Annotated in this window: 16 protein-coding genes, 1 tRNA gene and 1 other annotated feature (1 of these 18 running past the window's edge); of the genes, 15 read left to right on the top strand and 2 right to left on the bottom strand. The window is 28.3% G+C overall.

What is annotated here, in order from left to right:
• Window positions 1-134 (bottom strand) — a binding site (T-box leader); it reaches 74 nt to the left of the window's first position.
• Between the two features lie 178 nt (window positions 135-312).
• Complete coding sequence (locus Q1K13_RS05710) at window positions 313-873, bottom strand: NUDIX hydrolase (RefSeq protein WP_300348389.1); 561 nt, start codon at window positions 871-873, stop codon at window positions 313-315.
• Window positions 874-1,161: 288 nt separating this feature from the next.
• On the opposite strand from Q1K13_RS05710, the gene Q1K13_RS05705 reads away from it, so the two are divergent.
• From Q1K13_RS05705 to purD, 13 genes are all read left to right on the top strand, one after another.
• Window positions 1,162-1,521 (top strand): hypothetical protein, encoded by a 360-nt coding sequence (locus Q1K13_RS05705; RefSeq protein WP_300348387.1) that lies wholly within the window; start codon window positions 1,162-1,164, stop codon window positions 1,519-1,521.
• Window positions 1,522-1,849: 328 nt separating this feature from the next.
• Window positions 1,850-2,827 carry a biotin--[acetyl-CoA-carboxylase] ligase gene (locus Q1K13_RS05700; protein WP_300348385.1) on the top strand — a complete coding sequence of 326 codons (978 nt, stop codon included), beginning with the start codon at window positions 1,850-1,852 and terminating at the stop codon, window positions 2,825-2,827.
• 54 nt (window positions 2,828-2,881) lie between these two features.
• A complete protein-coding gene (locus tag Q1K13_RS05695; protein WP_300348383.1) occupies window positions 2,882-3,046 on the top strand; it encodes a hypothetical protein in 165 nt (54 codons plus the stop codon).
• A gap of 70 nt (window positions 3,047-3,116) precedes the next feature.
• On the top strand, window positions 3,117-3,857 hold the full coding sequence (locus Q1K13_RS05690) for a DUF4184 family protein (protein ID WP_300348381.1): 741 nt from the start codon (window positions 3,117-3,119) through the stop codon (window positions 3,855-3,857).
• 216 nt (window positions 3,858-4,073) lie between these two features.
• Entirely contained in the window at window positions 4,074-4,382 is a 309-nt protein-coding gene (locus tag Q1K13_RS05685; protein ID WP_300348379.1) for a hypothetical protein, read from the top strand.
• A gap of 374 nt (window positions 4,383-4,756) precedes the next feature.
• Complete coding sequence (locus Q1K13_RS05680; RefSeq protein ID WP_300348377.1) at window positions 4,757-8,542, top strand: phosphoribosylformylglycinamidine synthase; 3,786 nt, start codon at window positions 4,757-4,759, stop codon at window positions 8,540-8,542.
• Window positions 8,543-8,780: 238 nt separating this feature from the next.
• Window positions 8,781-9,260, top strand: a complete 480-nt coding sequence (purE, locus tag Q1K13_RS05675; RefSeq protein ID WP_300348375.1) for a 5-(carboxyamino)imidazole ribonucleotide mutase — start codon at window positions 8,781-8,783, stop codon at window positions 9,258-9,260.
• Window positions 9,260-9,967, top strand: coding sequence for a phosphoribosylaminoimidazolesuccinocarboxamide synthase (gene purC, locus Q1K13_RS05670; RefSeq protein ID WP_300348374.1), 708 nt, complete (start codon window positions 9,260-9,262; stop codon window positions 9,965-9,967). Before purE ends, purC begins: the two co-directional genes overlap by 1 nt.
• A gap of 98 nt (window positions 9,968-10,065) precedes the next feature.
• Complete coding sequence (gene purF / locus Q1K13_RS05665) at window positions 10,066-11,511, top strand: amidophosphoribosyltransferase (protein ID WP_300348372.1); 1,446 nt, start codon at window positions 10,066-10,068, stop codon at window positions 11,509-11,511.
• Entirely contained in the window at window positions 11,512-12,513 is a 1,002-nt protein-coding gene (gene purM / locus Q1K13_RS05660; RefSeq protein WP_300348370.1) for a phosphoribosylformylglycinamidine cyclo-ligase, read from the top strand. It begins immediately after the preceding gene.
• Window positions 12,501-13,115: a phosphoribosylglycinamide formyltransferase gene (gene purN / locus Q1K13_RS05655; RefSeq protein WP_300348368.1), complete on the top strand. Its 615-nt coding sequence runs from the start codon at window positions 12,501-12,503 to the stop codon at window positions 13,113-13,115. Before purM ends, purN begins: the two co-directional genes overlap by 13 nt.
• Before the next feature lie 12 nt (window positions 13,116-13,127).
• A complete protein-coding gene (gene purH / locus Q1K13_RS05650) occupies window positions 13,128-14,633 on the top strand; it encodes a bifunctional phosphoribosylaminoimidazolecarboxamide formyltransferase/IMP cyclohydrolase (RefSeq protein ID WP_300348366.1) in 1,506 nt (501 codons plus the stop codon).
• A 355-nt stretch (window positions 14,634-14,988) separates the two neighbouring features.
• Window positions 14,989-16,239, top strand: coding sequence for a phosphoribosylamine--glycine ligase (purD, locus tag Q1K13_RS05645; protein ID WP_300348364.1), 1,251 nt, complete (start codon window positions 14,989-14,991; stop codon window positions 16,237-16,239).
• A gap of 311 nt (window positions 16,240-16,550) precedes the next feature.
• On the opposite strand, the gene Q1K13_RS05640 is transcribed toward purD, so the two are convergent.
• Window positions 16,551-16,639 (bottom strand) — tRNA-Leu (locus Q1K13_RS05640).
• A gap of 179 nt (window positions 16,640-16,818) precedes the next feature.
• Here Q1K13_RS05640 and Q1K13_RS05635 point away from each other — a divergent pair.
• The gene (locus Q1K13_RS05635; RefSeq protein ID WP_300348463.1) at window positions 16,819-17,181 is read left to right on the top strand and encodes a YccF domain-containing protein; all 363 of its coding nucleotides are present in this window, start codon (window positions 16,819-16,821) and stop codon (window positions 17,179-17,181) included.
• A 280-nt stretch (window positions 17,182-17,461) separates the two neighbouring features.
• Window positions 17,462-17,645, top strand: a 184-nt coding sequence (locus Q1K13_RS05630) for a rubredoxin-like domain-containing protein (RefSeq protein ID WP_366522616.1), incomplete at its 3' end; no start/stop codon positions are given.

Here is a 17,645-nt window from a genome sequence, read left to right as displayed (position 1 = left end):
GGAATTCCCGTATGTGCTTTTTTTCACACATATGCTCATAGGCAAGTTCATATTTTTATATCATTGTGTCACAGCAACCCACAATTCTCTGAAAGATATAAGGTAATATTACTACTCCTAATCAATGCTTTTCATAATTCAGTTTTTATCTATTATATATCAAAATTTTAAAATAAGTCAAATAAATTTTAATATTAGTTTTGATATATCCTATATTAATTTAATGAAACTTTAAACTGACTATTAATAGGGAATTATAGTTTTATTTAAAATTAACACTAGTTTAAAACTGAGCCAATTTAAAAATAAATATTAGTATAAAGTTTTTAGCTTTTTTATTAATTTATTATAAATTGAAATCATATGTGGTTCACTGCAATAATCTTTTATTTCATCAAAAGGAATCCATTTAACACCACTATTTTCATCTTCTTTAATCTTTAGAATTTCATCTTCAGAACATTCTATTAAGTATGTAAGGTTAAGGTGAAGATGAGAGGATACATATTCTCCTTTTTTCATATGTCCATTTACAGTTAAAACATCTATTGCAAAAGCTTCTTCTAAAAGTGGAATAGGATTTTTGACTCCAGTTTCTTCTTTTAATTCTTTTAATGCGACTTTTAGTTGGTCTTTATCTCCATCTGAATGGCCACCACTCCAAGCCCAAGAATCATAAATATTATGGTACACCATTAAAAATTTAGTTTTTTCTTTATTTACTGCAAAGGCTGAGCTGGTTAAGTGAGCTATGGTATTTTTTCTAGTTAATATTTCATGAAAATTATCTAGAGATTTTAAAAATAATGCTTTGTCTTTTTCTTCTTGTTCATTAAATGGATGGTAATTTTTTATATCATAAATATAATTCATTTAAAACACCTCATTAAAATATTATTAACTAAATTATATCTTAGAATAAGTATATATGTATTCAAGAAATATAATAATTTTAGGGAGAATTTGATTTTAAAATTTTTTGTATAAATTAACGAAAAATTAAATAAAATTTAAATAAATATTTCCTTTTATCCTTTGGTAAGATATAATCATATTACTAACAGTAATATTAATGAATTTTAAAATAAATTTATAAAAAAAGAGTAAAACTTTATAAGTAGTAATGTTTATAAGAAAAAAAGTTATAAGGAGAGGATTTCTATGGAACAAAACATAATAGTAAATGAAGGTATAATAAATGCTTGTAAAGATGATTTTTCAAATACAATGGGATTAGTAAAAGAGAAATTATCAATATACTTAGAAGAACCAAAGGTATTTCCAAATGGATATGAAATAGAAATGCCAGGATATAAAGATAATTTAAAAGACAATTTAAAAAGATCATCAGCATTAATATTTGATTTTATAGCAGTTTATAGAAAGTATGAAAGCAATGAAGAAATTGAAAAGGTTATAAACAAAGCATCAGATGTTTATTCAGTATTAGAAGAGGCTTCAATTTTTGCTAGTGACGATATACATAAATCTCTTAAATTAATACTTTCAATAGAATTTTAACAAGTAAATTTAAATCGTTTTATAATGAGGTCAGAGTCTTAAAGGCTCTGGCTTTTTTTATTTTAGGCTCTGTTTTAATATTAATCTAATTAAATTACAGTCTAATTGATAAATTGTATACTATAAGTTATAAAAAGGTTGCTAATGGATGGGATTAAAAATATAATCAAGTTGATAAGTGGGAATTTATTAAAATTTATATATAATGATAATTTTCTTTTTATTAGGTTTATAAAGTTTGGTTTATATAAATAGAAGTTTTAATAAAGATTAAAAATTTTCATGATTTTTTAAGAGCGTATTATATATATTTAAGGAGTGGATAAATATGACTGTAAAAGAGTCGGTTTTAAAAATTTTAGAAAAAAATAGAGAGGTAAGTTTATCAGGAGAAGAAATTGCTAAGGGATTAGGAGTTTCTAGAGCTGCTGTATGGAAGGCTATAAAATCCTTAAGAGAAGAAGGGTATAACATAAATTCAGGGACTAATAAGGGATACAAATTAACTAATGATAATGATTTATTATCACAAGAAGGAATAAGGTTATATTTAAGAAAAGAATATAAAGAAAATATTATAAAAGTTTATAAAACAATAGATTCAACAAATAAAGAGGCTAAAAAAGTTCTTATGGATGATGATATTCCTCATGGAACAGTATTAATTTCTGAGGAACAAACAGAAGGAAAAGGAAGATTTAATAGAAAATTTTATTCTCCAAATAATAAAGGAATATATATGAGTGTAATTTTAAGACCTAATATAGAACTTTCAAAAGCAATACACATAACAACTGCATCAGCAGTATCAGTTTGCAGAGCAATAGAAAAATTAATTAAAAAATATCCTAAAATAAAATGGGTTAATGATATATTTTTAGATGGTAAAAAAATATGTGGCATATTAACAGAAGCCACAGGTAATTTTGAGAGTGGAAATGTTGAAAATGTAGTGGTTGGAATAGGAATAAATTTTAAAAAACATGGGGATTTTCCAGATGAATTAAAATCTATTGCAGGGGCTTTATTTAAAGATGAAAATATATCTATAACAAGAAATCAATTAGTTGGAGAAATATTAAATGAATTATTGGATATGTGCGAGAACTTAGAAGATGAAAATATAATGAAAGAATATAAAGAATTATCTTTTGTTATTGGAAAAGATGTTAGTTATGTAAAGAATAATAGATTAAACAAGGGAAAAGCAGTTGATATAAAAGATGATGGATCTTTAGTTATAATGCTTGAAAATGGAGAAGTTGATTATTTAAATTCCGGAGAAATATCATTAAAAAAATATTAACAAAATATTGACAAATATGGTAGAATGTAATGAGAACGATTTTGGGAGGGTGAAATGAAAAATTATATTTACATGGCATTAGATGTAGTACTTTTTATTATAATTATTTCTTTTGAAAACTTTTTCGTTAAAATAGGAGCTTTAATATTAGCTATAATTGTAAGTTTATTATGGAAAAAATTAAGACTTAAAGATAATGAAAGAGGAGAAGTAAAGTAGTTTATTTTTGTGGTTTAGTTTAAATTCTATGTTATAATAAGTCATAATAATAAATGAAGGGGGATTAGGTATGCCGTTTACTTTGGCACACCCAGCAGCTGTTATCTACTTAAAGAATAAACGTTTTAATTTTACTGCTTTGATTTTAGGGAGTATGGCACCAGATTTTCTATATTTTATAAATTTTAGACCTTATGGACATTTTGGACATGAATTTTTAGGAATGTTTTTATTAAATTTACCTTTATGTTTTTTGTTAGCATACTTATTTCATAATGTGATTAAGAGTAATTTAATAAGTCATCTACCTAGACCTTTTGATAGTTGGTATGGCTATTTAAGAACAGAAAAATTTATGATTCATTCATGGAATGATGTTTGGGTTTTTACTTATTCATCATTATTTGGAATGATTACACATATATTATGGGATGGATTTACACATAGTAGTGGATTTTTTGTGAGTAATATTAGTTATTTAAGTAGGAAAGTTTTTCTTATGGGAAATCATGAAGTGTATGTTTATAAGATTATACAACATGGAAGTACAATAATAGGTGGAATTATAGTTTTAATAGCATTATATATGCTTAGGGATAAGAGAAAGAGAATTCTATGGGGACACAAGAAGTTTTATGAAAAACTTATTTATGATTTAATAGTTTTAGGTGTAATAGGTTTCACTATAGCAATAAGTTATTTTCTTTTTCTAAAATTAAATATAACTTATGGAATAGGTACATTAGTTATATCAATCATAAATGGATTTTTCATAGGAGTATTAATTTTAGGTTTCTTTAAAGAGAGATAAAAATATAAAGAATTTTAAGGTGTAGTTCAAATTTATTGACTACATCTTTTTTGTTATATTTTAAATTGCTTAATAAGTTTATTTTAATGGATATATAATTAACACTTACTTAAAATAGATCATTTTATAGGAGTATTAATTTAATATTTCCTTGTAAAAATAAGTGGAAGAGATATATAATTATAACAATAGACATGAATAGAGAGGAATATAAATATGGATAATGTTTTATTAATACAAAATATATTTGATGCATTTATTTTTGTTTTATCATCTATAATTTTTGCTCTTTTATATGGTGGATTAGATAAAAAATATCATTTTACTAAGGAAATATTTAGTGTGTTTAATGGAATTTATAAGTGGGAATGGATTATTCACATAATAATAGCATTGATTTTAATTGCAATAATTCATTATTTAGGAACCTATGTTTTTACCATACCAAATTTATTGATTAATGTGTTAATAGGCCTTGTAGCTGGCATATGTATGTATAATTCTAATAGACATAATATTTTATAAATTAAGAGCTAAGATTTATGACTTTCATTAAGAATGAATTTTATTAATATTAGTATATTGAAAAAGCTTTAGAATAAGTATTTTTGCTTATTCTAAAGCTTTTTTTATGAAGTTTAGAGTTTAAAAAATATGTATAAATTTAAATAGTATATAATTTAGAAAAAATTGGTTACTTAAAAACTAATAAAGTAGATAACAGTTAAAAACACGAAATATTTATTGTTTAACCATTTGTTTTTAAGATATATAAGAGGAAATACGAATGATTAAACAATTTTAACTATTGACAATTCGTGTTTAAAGTAGTAATCTGTTTATAACGAATTATTAACATTTTTAATATATAAATATTCGTGTTTGAATGGGGGATAAAAATGTCTGGTATTAGAATGGTATTTATTGAAAAAAAAGATGGTTTTAATATAGAAAGTCAGATATTATTTAAGGATTTAAAAGATAATCTAAGAATTGAGAATTTAGAAAAAGTAAGAATATTAAATAAATATATACTTGGAAATATAAAAGAGGAACAATATAAAAATACTTTAAAAACAATATTATCAGAGGCTCCAGTAGATAAGATTTATGAAGAGAGTTTTGAAATATCAAAAGATGAGAATGTTTTTTGTGTTGAATATTTACCAGGGCAATATGATCAAAGAGCTGATTCAGCTTCAGAGTGCATAATGCTTTTAACGGGAGAAAGAGTTCTTGTTAAATCATCAAAGGTAATAGTCCTTAAAGGAAATTTAAGTGAATATGAAATTGAAAAAATAAAAACTTATTATATAAATCCAGTGGATTCAAGAGAGGTAAATCCGTATTCAAAGCTTTTAGAAGAAAAATTAGAAGAACCAAATAAAGTTCAAGTTTTAAATGGATTTATAGGTTTTTCTAATTTGAAATTAAAAGAGTTTCATTTGGAAAATTCATTAGCTATGAGTTTAGAAGATCTTATTATGATAAGAAATTATTTTAAAGAGGAAGGTAGGAATCCAACAATAACAGAAATTAAAGTTATTGATACTTATTGGTCAGATCACTGTAGACATACTACTTTTGAAACAATAATAAAAGATGTTGAAATTGAAGATGGGAAGTATTCAGAACCAATAAAGAAAGCTTATGAAAATTATAAAAAATCAAGAGAATATGTTTATGGGGAAAACTTAAAAAATAAAGATATTAAGCTTATGGATTTAGCAACTATTGGGATGAAAGAATTTAGAAAAAGAGGAAAGCTTGATGATTTAGATGTTTCTGAAGAAATAAATGCTTGTTCAATAAATATTAAAATAGAAACTGAAAATGGAGAAGAAGAATACCTTTTAATGTTTAAAAATGAAACACATAATCATCCAACTGAAATAGAACCTTTTGGAGGGGCTGCTACTTGTTTAGGGGGTGCAATTAGAGATCCACTTTCGGGAAGAAGTTATGTATATCAAGCAATGAGAGTAACAGGGGCATCAGATCCAACATTAAGTATTGAAGAAACTTTAAAAGGAAAACTTCCTCAAAGAAAAATAACATTGGGGGCAGCTCATGGGTATAGTTCATATGGAAATCAGATAGGACTAGCTACAGGACAAGTAGCTGAGATTTATCATCCAAATTATGTGGCTAAAAGAATGGAAGTTGGGGCAGTAATTGGGGCAACACCTAAAGAAAATGTGGTTAGATTAGAACCTTCAGAAGGAGATTTAGTAATTCTTCTTGGAGGTAAAACAGGAAGAGATGGTATTGGAGGAGCCACTGGTTCATCAAAGGAACATACAGAAGAATCTATAAATAAATGTGGTGCTGAGGTTCAAAAAGGAAATGCACCAACTGAGAGAAAGATTCAAAGATTATTTAGAAATAAAGAAGTAGCTAAAATGATAAAAAGATGTAATGACTTTGGTGCAGGGGGAGTGTCAGTTGCAATTGGAGAATTATGCAGAGGTATTGATATAGATTTAGATAAGGTTCCTAAAAAATATGAGGGTTTAGATGGAACTGAAATTGCAATTTCAGAATCTCAAGAAAGAATGGCAGTTGTTATTTCAAAAGAGAATGTAGAGAGGTTTATTAAATTATCAGAAGAAGAAAATTTAGAAGCTTCAATTGTAGCAAGGGTTACCACTAAAGATAGATTAAGAATGATTTGGAAAAATGAGGAGATAGTAAATATAAAAAGAAGTTTTTTAGATACAAATGGGGCTAAGCAAGAAGTTTCTTTAAAAGTTAAATCACCATCATTTTATCCATATGAAATAGAAGATTGCAATGTTAAAGATGCATGGATAAATTCTTTGAAAAATCTAAATGTTTGTAGTCAAAAGGGTTTAATAGAAAGATTTGATTCAACAATAGGGTGTGGATCAGTATTAATGCCTTTAGGAGGAAGGTATCAACTTACTCCATCTGAAGGAATGGCAGCTAAAATTCCTGTATTAGGGGGAGAGAGTAAGGATGCTTCCTTAATGACTTATGGGTTTAATCCTTATTTAGGAACATGGAGTCCATTTCATATGGCATTTTATTCAGTAATTGAGTCTGTAACTAAGATTGCAGCCATGGGTGGAGATTATAAAAAAGTAAGATTAACATTTCAAGAGTATTTTGAGAAATTATCAAAGGATAAGGAAAAATGGGGCAAGTCTTTCTCGGCTTTATTAGGTGCCTACAAGGCTCAAATGGACTTAGGATTACCTGCAATTGGGGGTAAGGATTCAATGTCAGGAAGTTTTGGTGAGTTAAATGTTCCACCAACTTTAATTTCTTTTGCAGTAGGATTAGAGAAGGCTTCAAGAATAATTTCACCAGAATTTAAGGAAGTTAATTCAAATTTAGTTCTTTTAAAAGGGGAAAAATTAGAAGATGGAACCTTAGAAATAGAAGGATTTAAGAAAAATTTAGAAAGACTTTATGAATTAATAGGAGAAGAAAAGGTAATTTCAGCTTATTCACTTAAGTTTGGAGGTGTTTCAGAAGGAATTACTAAGATGGCTTTAGGAAATGGAATAGGGGCAGAAATAAAATCACTTTCTAAAGAAGAACTTTTTGGCTTTAATTATGGAAGTTTAATTTTGGAGATTAAAGATGGGGTTAATATTCAAAAGGAGCTTTTTGGAACTAATTACAAAGTTATAGGAAAAACCTTAGAAGATAGGGTTATAAAATGTGACGAATATAACTTTAAACTTTCTTTGGAAGAAGTAAGAGAAGCTTATGAAGAAAAGTTAGAGGAAATATTTAAGTCAAAAACAGAAAAAGTAAAAGAATGCGTTTTAGATTTAATAAGCAATAATGGGGCTAATAAAGAAGAAGCTTATACATGTGAAGAAAAATTAAAATCTAAAATAACTAGAGTTGAGAAACCAAGAGTGGTTATTCCTGTATTTCCAGGAACAAATTGCGAATATGATTGTAGAAAAGCCTTTGAAAAAGAAGGTGCATATGTTCATGAAGTTGTTATTAGGAATTTAAATAAGAAAGCATTAATTGAATCAATAGATGAATTAAAGAAAGCTATTGATAAGGCACAAATTATAATGTTGCCAGGGGGATTCTCAGCAGGAGATGAACCAGATGGATCAGCAAAATTCATAGCAACAATATTTAGAAATCCTAAAATAAAGAATTCAGTTATGGAATTTTTAAATAAGAGGGATGGATTAATATTAGGAATTTGTAATGGCTTCCAAGCCTTAATTAAATTAGGGCTTTTACCATATGGAGAGATATTAGATATTGAAGAGGATATGGCAACATTAACTTATAACAATATAAACAGACATATGTCATCAATTATTAGAACGAAAATAACATCTAAAAATTCACCTTGGTTTAATGAAGTTAAACTTGGAGAAATTCATAACATTCCAATTTCTCACGGAGAGGGAAGATTTGTTGCATCAGAAAGTTTATTAAAAGAATTAATAAAAAATAATCAGGTGGCAACTAAATATGTGGATTTAGAAGGGAAGGCATCTATGAATATGCCATATAATCCAAATGGTTCAGCTATGGGTATAGAGGGGATAATAAGTAAAGATGGAAGAATTTTAGGAAAAATGGGGCATTCAGAAAGAGTTGGAGAAAACTTATATAAAAATATACCAGGACAATTCGATCAGAAACTTTTCAAAGCAGGTGTAGATTATTTTAAAAAGTAGATTTATTAGGTTTTAAATTAATTTTTTAATAGACTTGAAAGATAATCTTAAGTAACAATTAGTATTTTCAATACATGGAAAAATACAGTTAAGAAGCTTATATAGTTTAAGTAAAGAAAATTTTGAAGCTTTAGATATTGTTTTAGGATATATTATGAAAATACTTTGCAAAAAAATTAAGGTAGGTGTTTAAAGCTAGATAAATACTAACTTAATAAAAATATAGGAGGAGATTTTAATGAAAGTAGCAATATTCTTTGGAAGTAAGTCAGATAAAGAAGTTATGAAAGGGTCTGCCAATGCCTTGAAGGATTTTGGGATTGATTATAGGGCATATGTTTTGTCTGCACACAGAGTCCCAGAAAAACTTATTGAAACTTTAGAAAATATAGAGAATGAAGGATGTGAAGTTATTATAGCTGGAGCTGGATTAGCAGCTCATCTTCCAGGAGTCATAGCATCTCACACAATACTTCCTGTTATAGGAGTTCCAGTTAAAGTGGCTGTTGAAGGAATTGATGCATTATTATCAATTGTACAAATGCCTAAATCAATTCCAGTAGCAACTGTTGGAATAAATAATAGTTATAATGCAGGCATGTTAGCTGTTCAAATTCTTTCATTAAAATATCCAGAGTTAAGAGAAAAGTTAGTTAAATTTAGAATTGACATGAAATACAAATTTATAGAGGAAAATGGAGAAGGAGTTGAGTTATAATGGTTAATCAATTAGAAATGTTATATGAAGGAAAAGCAAAACAAATTTATAGAACAGATAAAGAGGATATGGTAATTATTCATTACAAAGATGATGCGACAGCTTTCAATGGAGAGAAGAAGGCTCAATTAGAAAGCAAAGGAATATTAAACAATGAAATTACTAGTCTTATTTTTGAAATGCTAAATAAAGAAGGTATCAAAACTCACTTTGTTGAGAAGTTAAATGATAGAGATCAGTTATGCAAAAAGGTTGAAATAGTTCCATTAGAAGTAATAGTTAGAAATATGGCAGCAGGTAGTATGGCTAAAAGATTAGGATTAGAAGAGGGAACAGAGTTAAAAACAACTGTTTTTGAATTATCATACAAAAATGATGAATTAGGAGATCCATTAATAAATGACTATCATGCAGTTGCAATAGGGGCCACAACTTTTGAAGAATTAAATGAAATTTATGAAATGACTGCTAAGATAAATGATATTTTGAAAGAATTATTTAAGAAACAAAATATAGATTTGATAGATTTTAAAATAGAGTTTGGTAGATGTGATGGAGAAATATTATTAGCAGATGAAATTTCACCAGATACTTGTAGATTTTGGGATGCTAAAACTGGAGAAAAAATGGACAAAGATAGATTTAGAAGAGATATGGGTAATGTAATGAAGGGATATAGAGAGGTTCTAAGTAGATTAAGAGCTTAATGCATATAAATATTTTTTAGATAGACTCCAAGAACTACCTAAAAAATATATATTAAGCATTAATTTCTTAAAGTAAATTAGTAAGAGGAGTAGAAAATATGGTTAAGCCAAACTTTGATATTATGGATCCACAGAATGATAAATTTAAGGATGAATGCGGTGTTTTTGGAGTTTTTGCAAATAAAGAAATAGATGTTGCTTCTATAAATTATTATGGACTTTTTGCACTTCAACATAGAGGTCAGGAAAGTGCTGGTATTTCAGTTTCTAATGGAAAATATATAAAAGTTCATAAAGGATTAGGTGTTTTAACAGAGGCTTTTAATGAGGATGATTTAGAAGGTTTAAGAGAGTTAAATGGTCATATATCAATAGGACATGTTAGATATTCTACAGCGGGTGCGAAAACTGTTGAAAATGCTCAACCTTTAGTTAGAAATACTAAACTTGGACCTATATCTACTGCTCATAATGGAAATTTAGTAAATGCAGATGTTATAAGAAGTCTTTTAGAAGATGGAGGACAAGTCTTTCACACAAGTGTAGATTCTGAAGTTTTAATAAGTTTAATTGCAAAGAGGGCAGATTTTGGAATAGAGAGGGCAGTGATAGATGCTATATCAGCCGTGAAGGGTTCTTTTGCTATGGTAATAATGAGTAAGGATAAGTTAATTGGAATAAGAGATCCTAATGGAATTAGACCTTTGTGTTTAGGAAAATTTGAAGAAGGATATATATTAACTTCAGAAAGTTGTGCATTAGATACAATCGGGGCAGAACTTGTGAGAGATATAAAACCTGGAGAAATTGTGGTTATTGATGATGATGGAATTAAAAGTTATAGGTATTCAGAAAATACAGTTTGTCAAACATGTTCCTTTGAATATATATATTTTGCAAGGCCAGATTCAGTTATTGATGGTTTAGATGTTCAAAAAACAAGAGTAAAACAAGGAGAAATTTTATTTAAGGAATATAAAGTAGAGGCTGATATTGTGATTGCAGTTCCTGATTCTGGGATACCAGCAGCCATGGGATATTCTAAGGCTTCAGGAATTCCTTATGAAGTGGGATTTGTTAAAAATAGATACATAGGAAGAACTTTCATATCACCATCACAAGAAATTAGAGAGAGGGCAGTGGCTGTAAAACTTAATCCACTTAAGGCCAATGTAAAGGGGAAAAGAGTAATTTTAATAGATGATTCTATTGTAAGAGGAACAACATCTAAACATTTAGTTGAATCCTTAAGAAGAGCGGGGGCTAAGGAGGTACATTTTTTAGTTGCTTCACCAATTGTTAAGTATCCATGTTATTTTGGAATTGATACTCCATATAGAAGTCAATTAATTGGAGCCTCAAGAAGTGTTGAGGAGATTAGAGAGATAATAGGATGCGATTTTTTAGGATATTTAAGTTTAGAAGGAATGTATGAAAGTTTTGAAGGAAGAAGAAATTTCTGTGTAGGATGTTTCAATGGAGTATATCCAGTGGCAGCTCCTATGGAAGCTTTAGAAGATAATCTTGAAAGGGTGGAAAATTAGATGTTAACTTACAAAGAATCAGGAGTAAATATTGAAGAGGGATATAGATCAGTAAAGCTTATAAAAGAATATGCTAAAAAAACAATGAGTGAATATGTTTTAAATGGATTAGGTTCTTTTGCTGGGATGGTGGAACTTCCAGAGGGATATAATAAACCAGTTTTAGTTTCTGGGACTGATGGAGTGGGAACAAAACTTAATATAGCTTGTAAAAAAAGAAAGTTTGATACTGTTGGAATAGACTGCGTGGCAATGTGTGTTAATGATATTTTATGTCATGGAGCTAAGCCTCTATTTTTCTTAGATTATATAGCATGTGGAAAGCTTGAATCTTATGTTTCTTCTGATTTAGTAAAGGGAGTAGCAGAGGGATGTCTACAATCTGGATGTTCTTTAGTTGGAGGAGAAACAGCTGAAATGCCAGGGATGTATAAAGATGGAGACTATGATATTGCAGGATTTGCTGTTGGAATAGTTGATAAGGATAAAATCATAAATGGAAAAGATATTAAATCTGGAGACAAGATAATAGGAATTGCTTCTTCTGGAGTACATTCAAATGGATATTCTTTAATAAGAAAAGTTTTTCAAGACTTAGAAAAAGAATTTAATGGAGAAGAAGTTTGGAAAGAATTATTAACTCCAACAAAAATATATGTAAAACCAGTATTAAAGCTTTTAGAAAAATTCCCTATAAAAGGAATGGCTCATATAACAGGGGGAGGATTCTATGAGAACCTACCAAGAATGTTAAGTGGAAAAGAGCTTAGCATTGTTATAAATAAAGAAAGTTATGAAATTCCAGATATATTTAAGACGGTTATGGAGCTTGGGGTTAAAGAAGAAGAAATGTACAATACCTTCAATATGGGAATTGGATTTGTTTTATGTGTAGAAGAGAGTATTGTTTCTAATGTTTTAAATGAACTTTCAAATCTTGGAGAGAAAGCCTTTGAAATAGGATATATAGAGGCTGGAGGTGAGGGTGTTTGTATAAAATAGCAGTATTAGCTTCTGGAAGTGGTTCTAATCTTCAATCTATTTTAGATAATATTGAAAATGGAAATATTAAGGGAGAAGTTTCTTTAATAATAGGAAGCAAAGAGGGAATATATGCCTTAGAAAGAGCAAAAAATCACAAAATTAAATCAGTAGTAGTTTCAAAAAAAGAATTTGGAGAAAATACCTCATATGAGATATTAAGATTAGCTAAGGAAAATAGTATTGATTTTATAGTTTTAGCAGGATATCTTTCCATATTAAGTGGAAAGATTTTAGAGGAGTATAGAGATAGGATAATAAACATTCATCCTTCTCTTATTCCTTCATTCTGTGGAAATAAAATGTATGGAATCAATGTACATAAAGCTGCAATAGAAAAGGGTGTTAAATATTCAGGTTGTACAGTTCACTTTGTTAATGATGAGGTTGATGGAGGAGCAATTATCGACCAAGAAATTGTTGAAGTTGATTTTGAAGATACAGCTTATAGTCTTCAAAAAAAGATTTTAGAAAAAGAGCATGTGTTATTACCAAGAGTGGTTAAGTACTTATGTGAAGATAGGATAAAATTTCATAATGGAAGAGTAAAAATATTAAAATAGGGAGTGTTTTTCATGAAAAAGAGAGCTTTAATAAGTGTTTTTGATAAAGATGGAATTTTAGAACTTGCAGAATTTTTAATAAGTATGGATATTGAAATAATATCTAGTGGTGGAACGTATAGATATTTAAGGGAAAATAACATAGAAGTTAAAGAAATTAGTGAAATAACAAACTTTAAAGAGATCTTAGATGGAAGAGTAAAAACCTTGCATCCTTTAGTTCATGCTGGAATATTGGCAAAAAGAGATAATGAGGAACATATGAAAACTTTAAAAGAAAGGGATATTAATACTATAGATTATGTGGTTGTTAATTTATATCCTTTTTTTGAGAAGGTAAAAGAAGATTTAAGTTTTGAAGAAAAGATTGAATTTATTGATATTGGTGGCCCAACAATGCTTAGAGCAGCAGCTAAGAATTTTAGAGATGTGGTAGTTCTTTCAGATAAAAAAGATTATGAAAAAGTAATAAATGAAATTAAGGAAGAGGGAGAAGTTTCCTTTAAATTAAAAAAAATCTTAGCTGGAAAAGTATTTAATTTAATGAGTGCCTATGATGCTGCAATTTCTAATTTCTTATTAGAAGGAGAGGAAGAATATCCAGAATATCTTTCAGTATCATATAAAAAGATACAAGATCTTAGATATGGAGAAAACCCACATCAAGGAGCAGCTTATTATGGTTCTACAGAATTTCATGGAGCTATGAACAGTTTTGAAATATTAAATGGAAAAGCCTTATCTTATAACAACATAAAGGATTTAGATATAGCTTGGAAAGTAGCTTGTGAGTTTGAAAAAACAGCATGTTGTGCCTTGAAACATAATACACCATGTGGAGTGGCTGTTGGAGAAAATTCTAAGGAAGTTTATATGAAAGCTTATGAGGCAGATCCAATTTCAATATTTGGAGGAATAGTTGCATTAAATAGAAAGGTTGACAAGGAAACAGCTGAGGAAATGGTTAAAATATTCCTAGAAGTTGTGGCTGCACCTGAATTTGATGAAGAGGCATTAGAAGTTTTAAGAAGTAAAAAGCATTTAAGGGTAATAAAATGTAATAATACTCCTAAAGACAAAAAGGGAATGGTAACAGTAGATGGGGGAATATTAGTTCAAGGAGAAGATAATAAACTTTCCTGTGAATATAGTATTGTAACTAAAAAACAACCAACAGAAAAAGAGTTAGATGATATGATATTTGGAATGAAGGTTGTTAAATATGTTAAATCCAATGCAATAGTTGTTGTGAAAGATGGAGTTGCCACTGGAATTGGTGGTGGACAAGTTAATAGAATTTGGGCCACTAAAGAGGCTTTAGAAAGAGGACAGGGAGGATCTGTACTTGCTTCAGATGCTTTTTTCCCATTTAGAGATTGTGTTGATGAGGCTTTTAAAAATGGAATAAAGGCAATAATCCAACCAGGAGGCTCAATAAGAGATGAAGAATCAATAAAGGCTTGTGATGAACATGGAATAAGTATGGTATTCACAGGAATAAGACACTTTAAGCATTAGGTTTTAAATATTAAAAACATAAAACTTATAAATTATATTCTAAGAATTATTGGATTTTAAGCGGAAGTCTAAATTTTAAATTTTGATTCCTAAACTTATCAAGTGGAACTTTAGTTACATTTGAGTGATTTATTTATAAGTTTTATTATGTTATTAAAAATTTAGTTTGAATTATTTAGTGATTTTTATAATTGTGTTTTAAAGTTTATATTTAACTGTATAAAAAAATAGGAAATAGAGTTAATTATAGAATTTGGGGAGGTGAATTAGGTTGTAGAGTTTAAAGGGTTTTATTTAGTCTAGAAACTTATATGGATTAAATAGAGAGTTTGTAAGCTTTATAACCTTTTTATATATGAAGATACTTTTGATTGGATCTGGTGGTAGAGAGCATGCTTTAGCGTGGAAACTTAGCAAAAGTTCTAGGGTTAGCAAGATATTTGTTGCACCTGGTAATGGGGGAACATATAAAGAAAGTAAGTGTGAAAATATAGATATTAAGGATATAGAGGAATTATTGGAGTTTGCTAAGAATAATGAGGTGGATTTAACTTTTGTTGGGCCTGAAGAACCTCTTATAAATGGAATTGTTGATGCTTTTAAAAAAGAAGGTTTAAAAATTTTTGGACCAGATAAAAGGGGGGCCATGCTTGAAGGAAGTAAGTCTTTTTCTAAGAATTTCATGAAAAAGTATGGGGTTAAGACTGCTGATTATGAAGTTTTTTATGATTATGAGAAAGCTAAAAAATATATTGAAGGATGTACTTATCCTAGGGTTATTAAAGCTGATGGACTTGCGGCTGGAAAAGGGGTTGTTATTTGTGAAAACAAAGAAGAAGCCTTAAAAACCTTAGATTTATTTATGATTCATGATGTTTTTAAGGGGGCAGGAAAAAAAATTGTGGTGGAAGAGTTTTTAAAGGGTGTTGAAGCTTCAATACTTTCTATAACTGATGGAAAGGTAATATTGCCATTTTTATCAGCAAAGGATCATAAACAAATATTTGATGGAAATAAAGGGAAGAATACAGGAGGAATGGGGGTAGTTTGCCCTAATCCTTATGTCACTGAAAAGGTAGAAAAGGATTTTTATGAGAATATATTAAATAAAACTCTAGAAGGAATAAAAAAAGAAGGATTTGATTTTAAGGGAATAATTTTCTTTGGAATAATGATAACAGAGGATGGAGCAAAGCTTTTAGAGTATAATGTTAGGATGGGGGATCCAGAAACTCAGAGTGTTTTAGCTTTAATGGAGAGCGATTTAGTTGATATAATAGAAGCTGCCTTAGATGAAAGTTTAAATGAAACTAATATTAAGTGGGAAGATGGATATTGTGTTAATGTTGTATTATCATCAAAAGGATATCCAGATACTTATGAAAAAGGAAAAGAAATAACTTTATCTGAAGATTTAAATGGAAATTGTTTTATAGCTGGAGCAAAAATTCAAAATGAAAACTTAGTAACAAGTGGAGGAAGAGTTTTATCTATTTTAGGTAAGGGAAAAAGCTTAGAGGCCGCTAAGAATAATGCTTACAAAAATATTGAAAAAGTTAATTTTGAAGGTATGTATTTTAGAAGTGATATAGGAAGTGCGAAGTAAAATATATAATAACTCTTAAAGAATTATTATGTTAAGTAGAATAAGGTAAATTTTATTTAGTAGTTAACTTTTTTATGGTGAAAAAATTTGAAATTAATATTTAAATTACTGTGGAGTTATTTAATAGAAAATTTTTATATATGATAAAAAAAGTATTAGCTAGGGAAAGAAAATAAATGCAGTGTAATTTATTTTAAATCTTTAGCTAATACATTAATAATTCTAATATAGAGCGTGTTTGGACTCATATTAGTTTTATAAACAATATTTTATAAATAATAAAAAAACTCTTAAACTAGGTTTAAGAGTTTTGGTGCCGAAGACCGGAATCGAACCGGTACGGTGTGTTAGCACCGCAGGATTTTAAGTCCTGTGCGTCTGCCAGTTCCGCCACTTCGGCATGTCCTGTTGACAATATTTATTATATAGTCTTAAAAGAATATTGTCAACATATTTTTTAAAAATTTTTTAATGTTATTTTAAAGAGTAAATAAAAAATTATATTAGTTAACAAAATAAGTTGAATTTTAATTGATAATTAATATAATGTAATAAAGAAGATATGAGGAGTTGATTTTTATTAGTTGTTTAGGAAATATAATTTGGATGTTATTAGGTGGATTTATTAATGCCTTAGGATGGGTATTATGGGGAATATTTTGGTGTATAACAATAGTAGGTATTCCAGTAGGAAAACAATGTTTTAAATTAGCAGGATTACAATTAGCTCCCTTTGGAAAAGAAGTGATTACTGTTAAGGATGGTACTTGTAGCTTTATACTTAATTTATTATGGATAATATTTGGTGGATTTACTTTAGCACTAGGTAATTTAATAAGTGCAGCTTTATTTGCTATCACTATTGTAGGGATTCCATTTGCAATACAATCATTAAAATTAGCTAAATTATCACTTATGCCATTTGGAAAAGAAGTTAGATAATAAAATTAAAGTGTCAAAATATAATTGATTTTATTAAAAATATTAAAATTATTTATAAAAAAATATATAAGACATAACAAGAATAAGGTTTTTGTTAGAAAAATAAATAGTTTAAAACTGTTGATAAGTAATAGTAATTAGCATATAATTAGACCAAGGTAAAGAAAATATTAACAAAAAAACCTGGATTTAGATTGAAAAGAAAGTTGTTTAAGTATATTTCTTTAATAATCTAAGGAAAAAAATATAATATGGTTATAAAATTTTAGGAGGATTTATTATGAAAAAATTTGTTTGTACAGTATGTGGATATGTTTATGAAGGAGAAAAAGCACCAGAAAAATGCCCAGTATGTGGTGTTGGAGCTGATAAATTCATAGAGCAAAGCGGAGAATTAAACTTTGCTGATGAGCACAGAATCGGAGTAGCTAAAGGTGTTGATGAGAGAATAATCGAAGGATTAC

The organism is Clostridium sp. (assembly GCF_029267215.1).
In the GTDB taxonomy this organism is placed as follows: Bacteria; Bacillota; Clostridia; order Clostridiales; family Clostridiaceae; genus Sarcina.
Note: the sequence above shows the minus strand (reverse complement) of the source record. Positions and strands in the feature narration are given on the sequence as shown.

Coding starts and splice junctions, on each gene's coding strand:
- purD (WP_300348364.1), top strand. CDS start 14,989: ATGAAGATACTTTTGATTGGATCTGGTGGTAGAGAGCATGCTTTAGCG.
- purM (WP_300348370.1), top strand. CDS start 11,512: ATGTTAACTTACAAAGAATCAGGAGTAAATATTGAAGAGGGATATAGA.
- purE (WP_300348375.1), top strand. CDS start 8,781: ATGAAAGTAGCAATATTCTTTGGAAGTAAGTCAGATAAAGAAGTTATG.
- Q1K13_RS05680 (WP_300348377.1), top strand. CDS start 4,757: ATGTCTGGTATTAGAATGGTATTTATTGAAAAAAAAGATGGTTTTAAT.
- Q1K13_RS05685 (WP_300348379.1), top strand. CDS start 4,074: ATGGATAATGTTTTATTAATACAAAATATATTTGATGCATTTATTTTT.
- Q1K13_RS05695 (WP_300348383.1), top strand. CDS start 2,882: ATGAAAAATTATATTTACATGGCATTAGATGTAGTACTTTTTATTATA.
- Q1K13_RS05705 (WP_300348387.1), top strand. CDS start 1,162: ATGGAACAAAACATAATAGTAAATGAAGGTATAATAAATGCTTGTAAA.
- purF (WP_300348372.1), top strand. CDS start 10,066: ATGGTTAAGCCAAACTTTGATATTATGGATCCACAGAATGATAAATTT.
- Q1K13_RS05710 (WP_300348389.1), bottom strand. CDS start 873: ATGAATTATATTTATGATATAAAAAATTACCATCCATTTAATGAACAA.
- purH (WP_300348366.1), top strand. CDS start 13,128: ATGAAAAAGAGAGCTTTAATAAGTGTTTTTGATAAAGATGGAATTTTA.
- Q1K13_RS05690 (WP_300348381.1), top strand. CDS start 3,117: ATGCCGTTTACTTTGGCACACCCAGCAGCTGTTATCTACTTAAAGAAT.
- Q1K13_RS05700 (WP_300348385.1), top strand. CDS start 1,850: ATGACTGTAAAAGAGTCGGTTTTAAAAATTTTAGAAAAAAATAGAGAG.
- purC (WP_300348374.1), top strand. CDS start 9,260: ATGGTTAATCAATTAGAAATGTTATATGAAGGAAAAGCAAAACAAATT.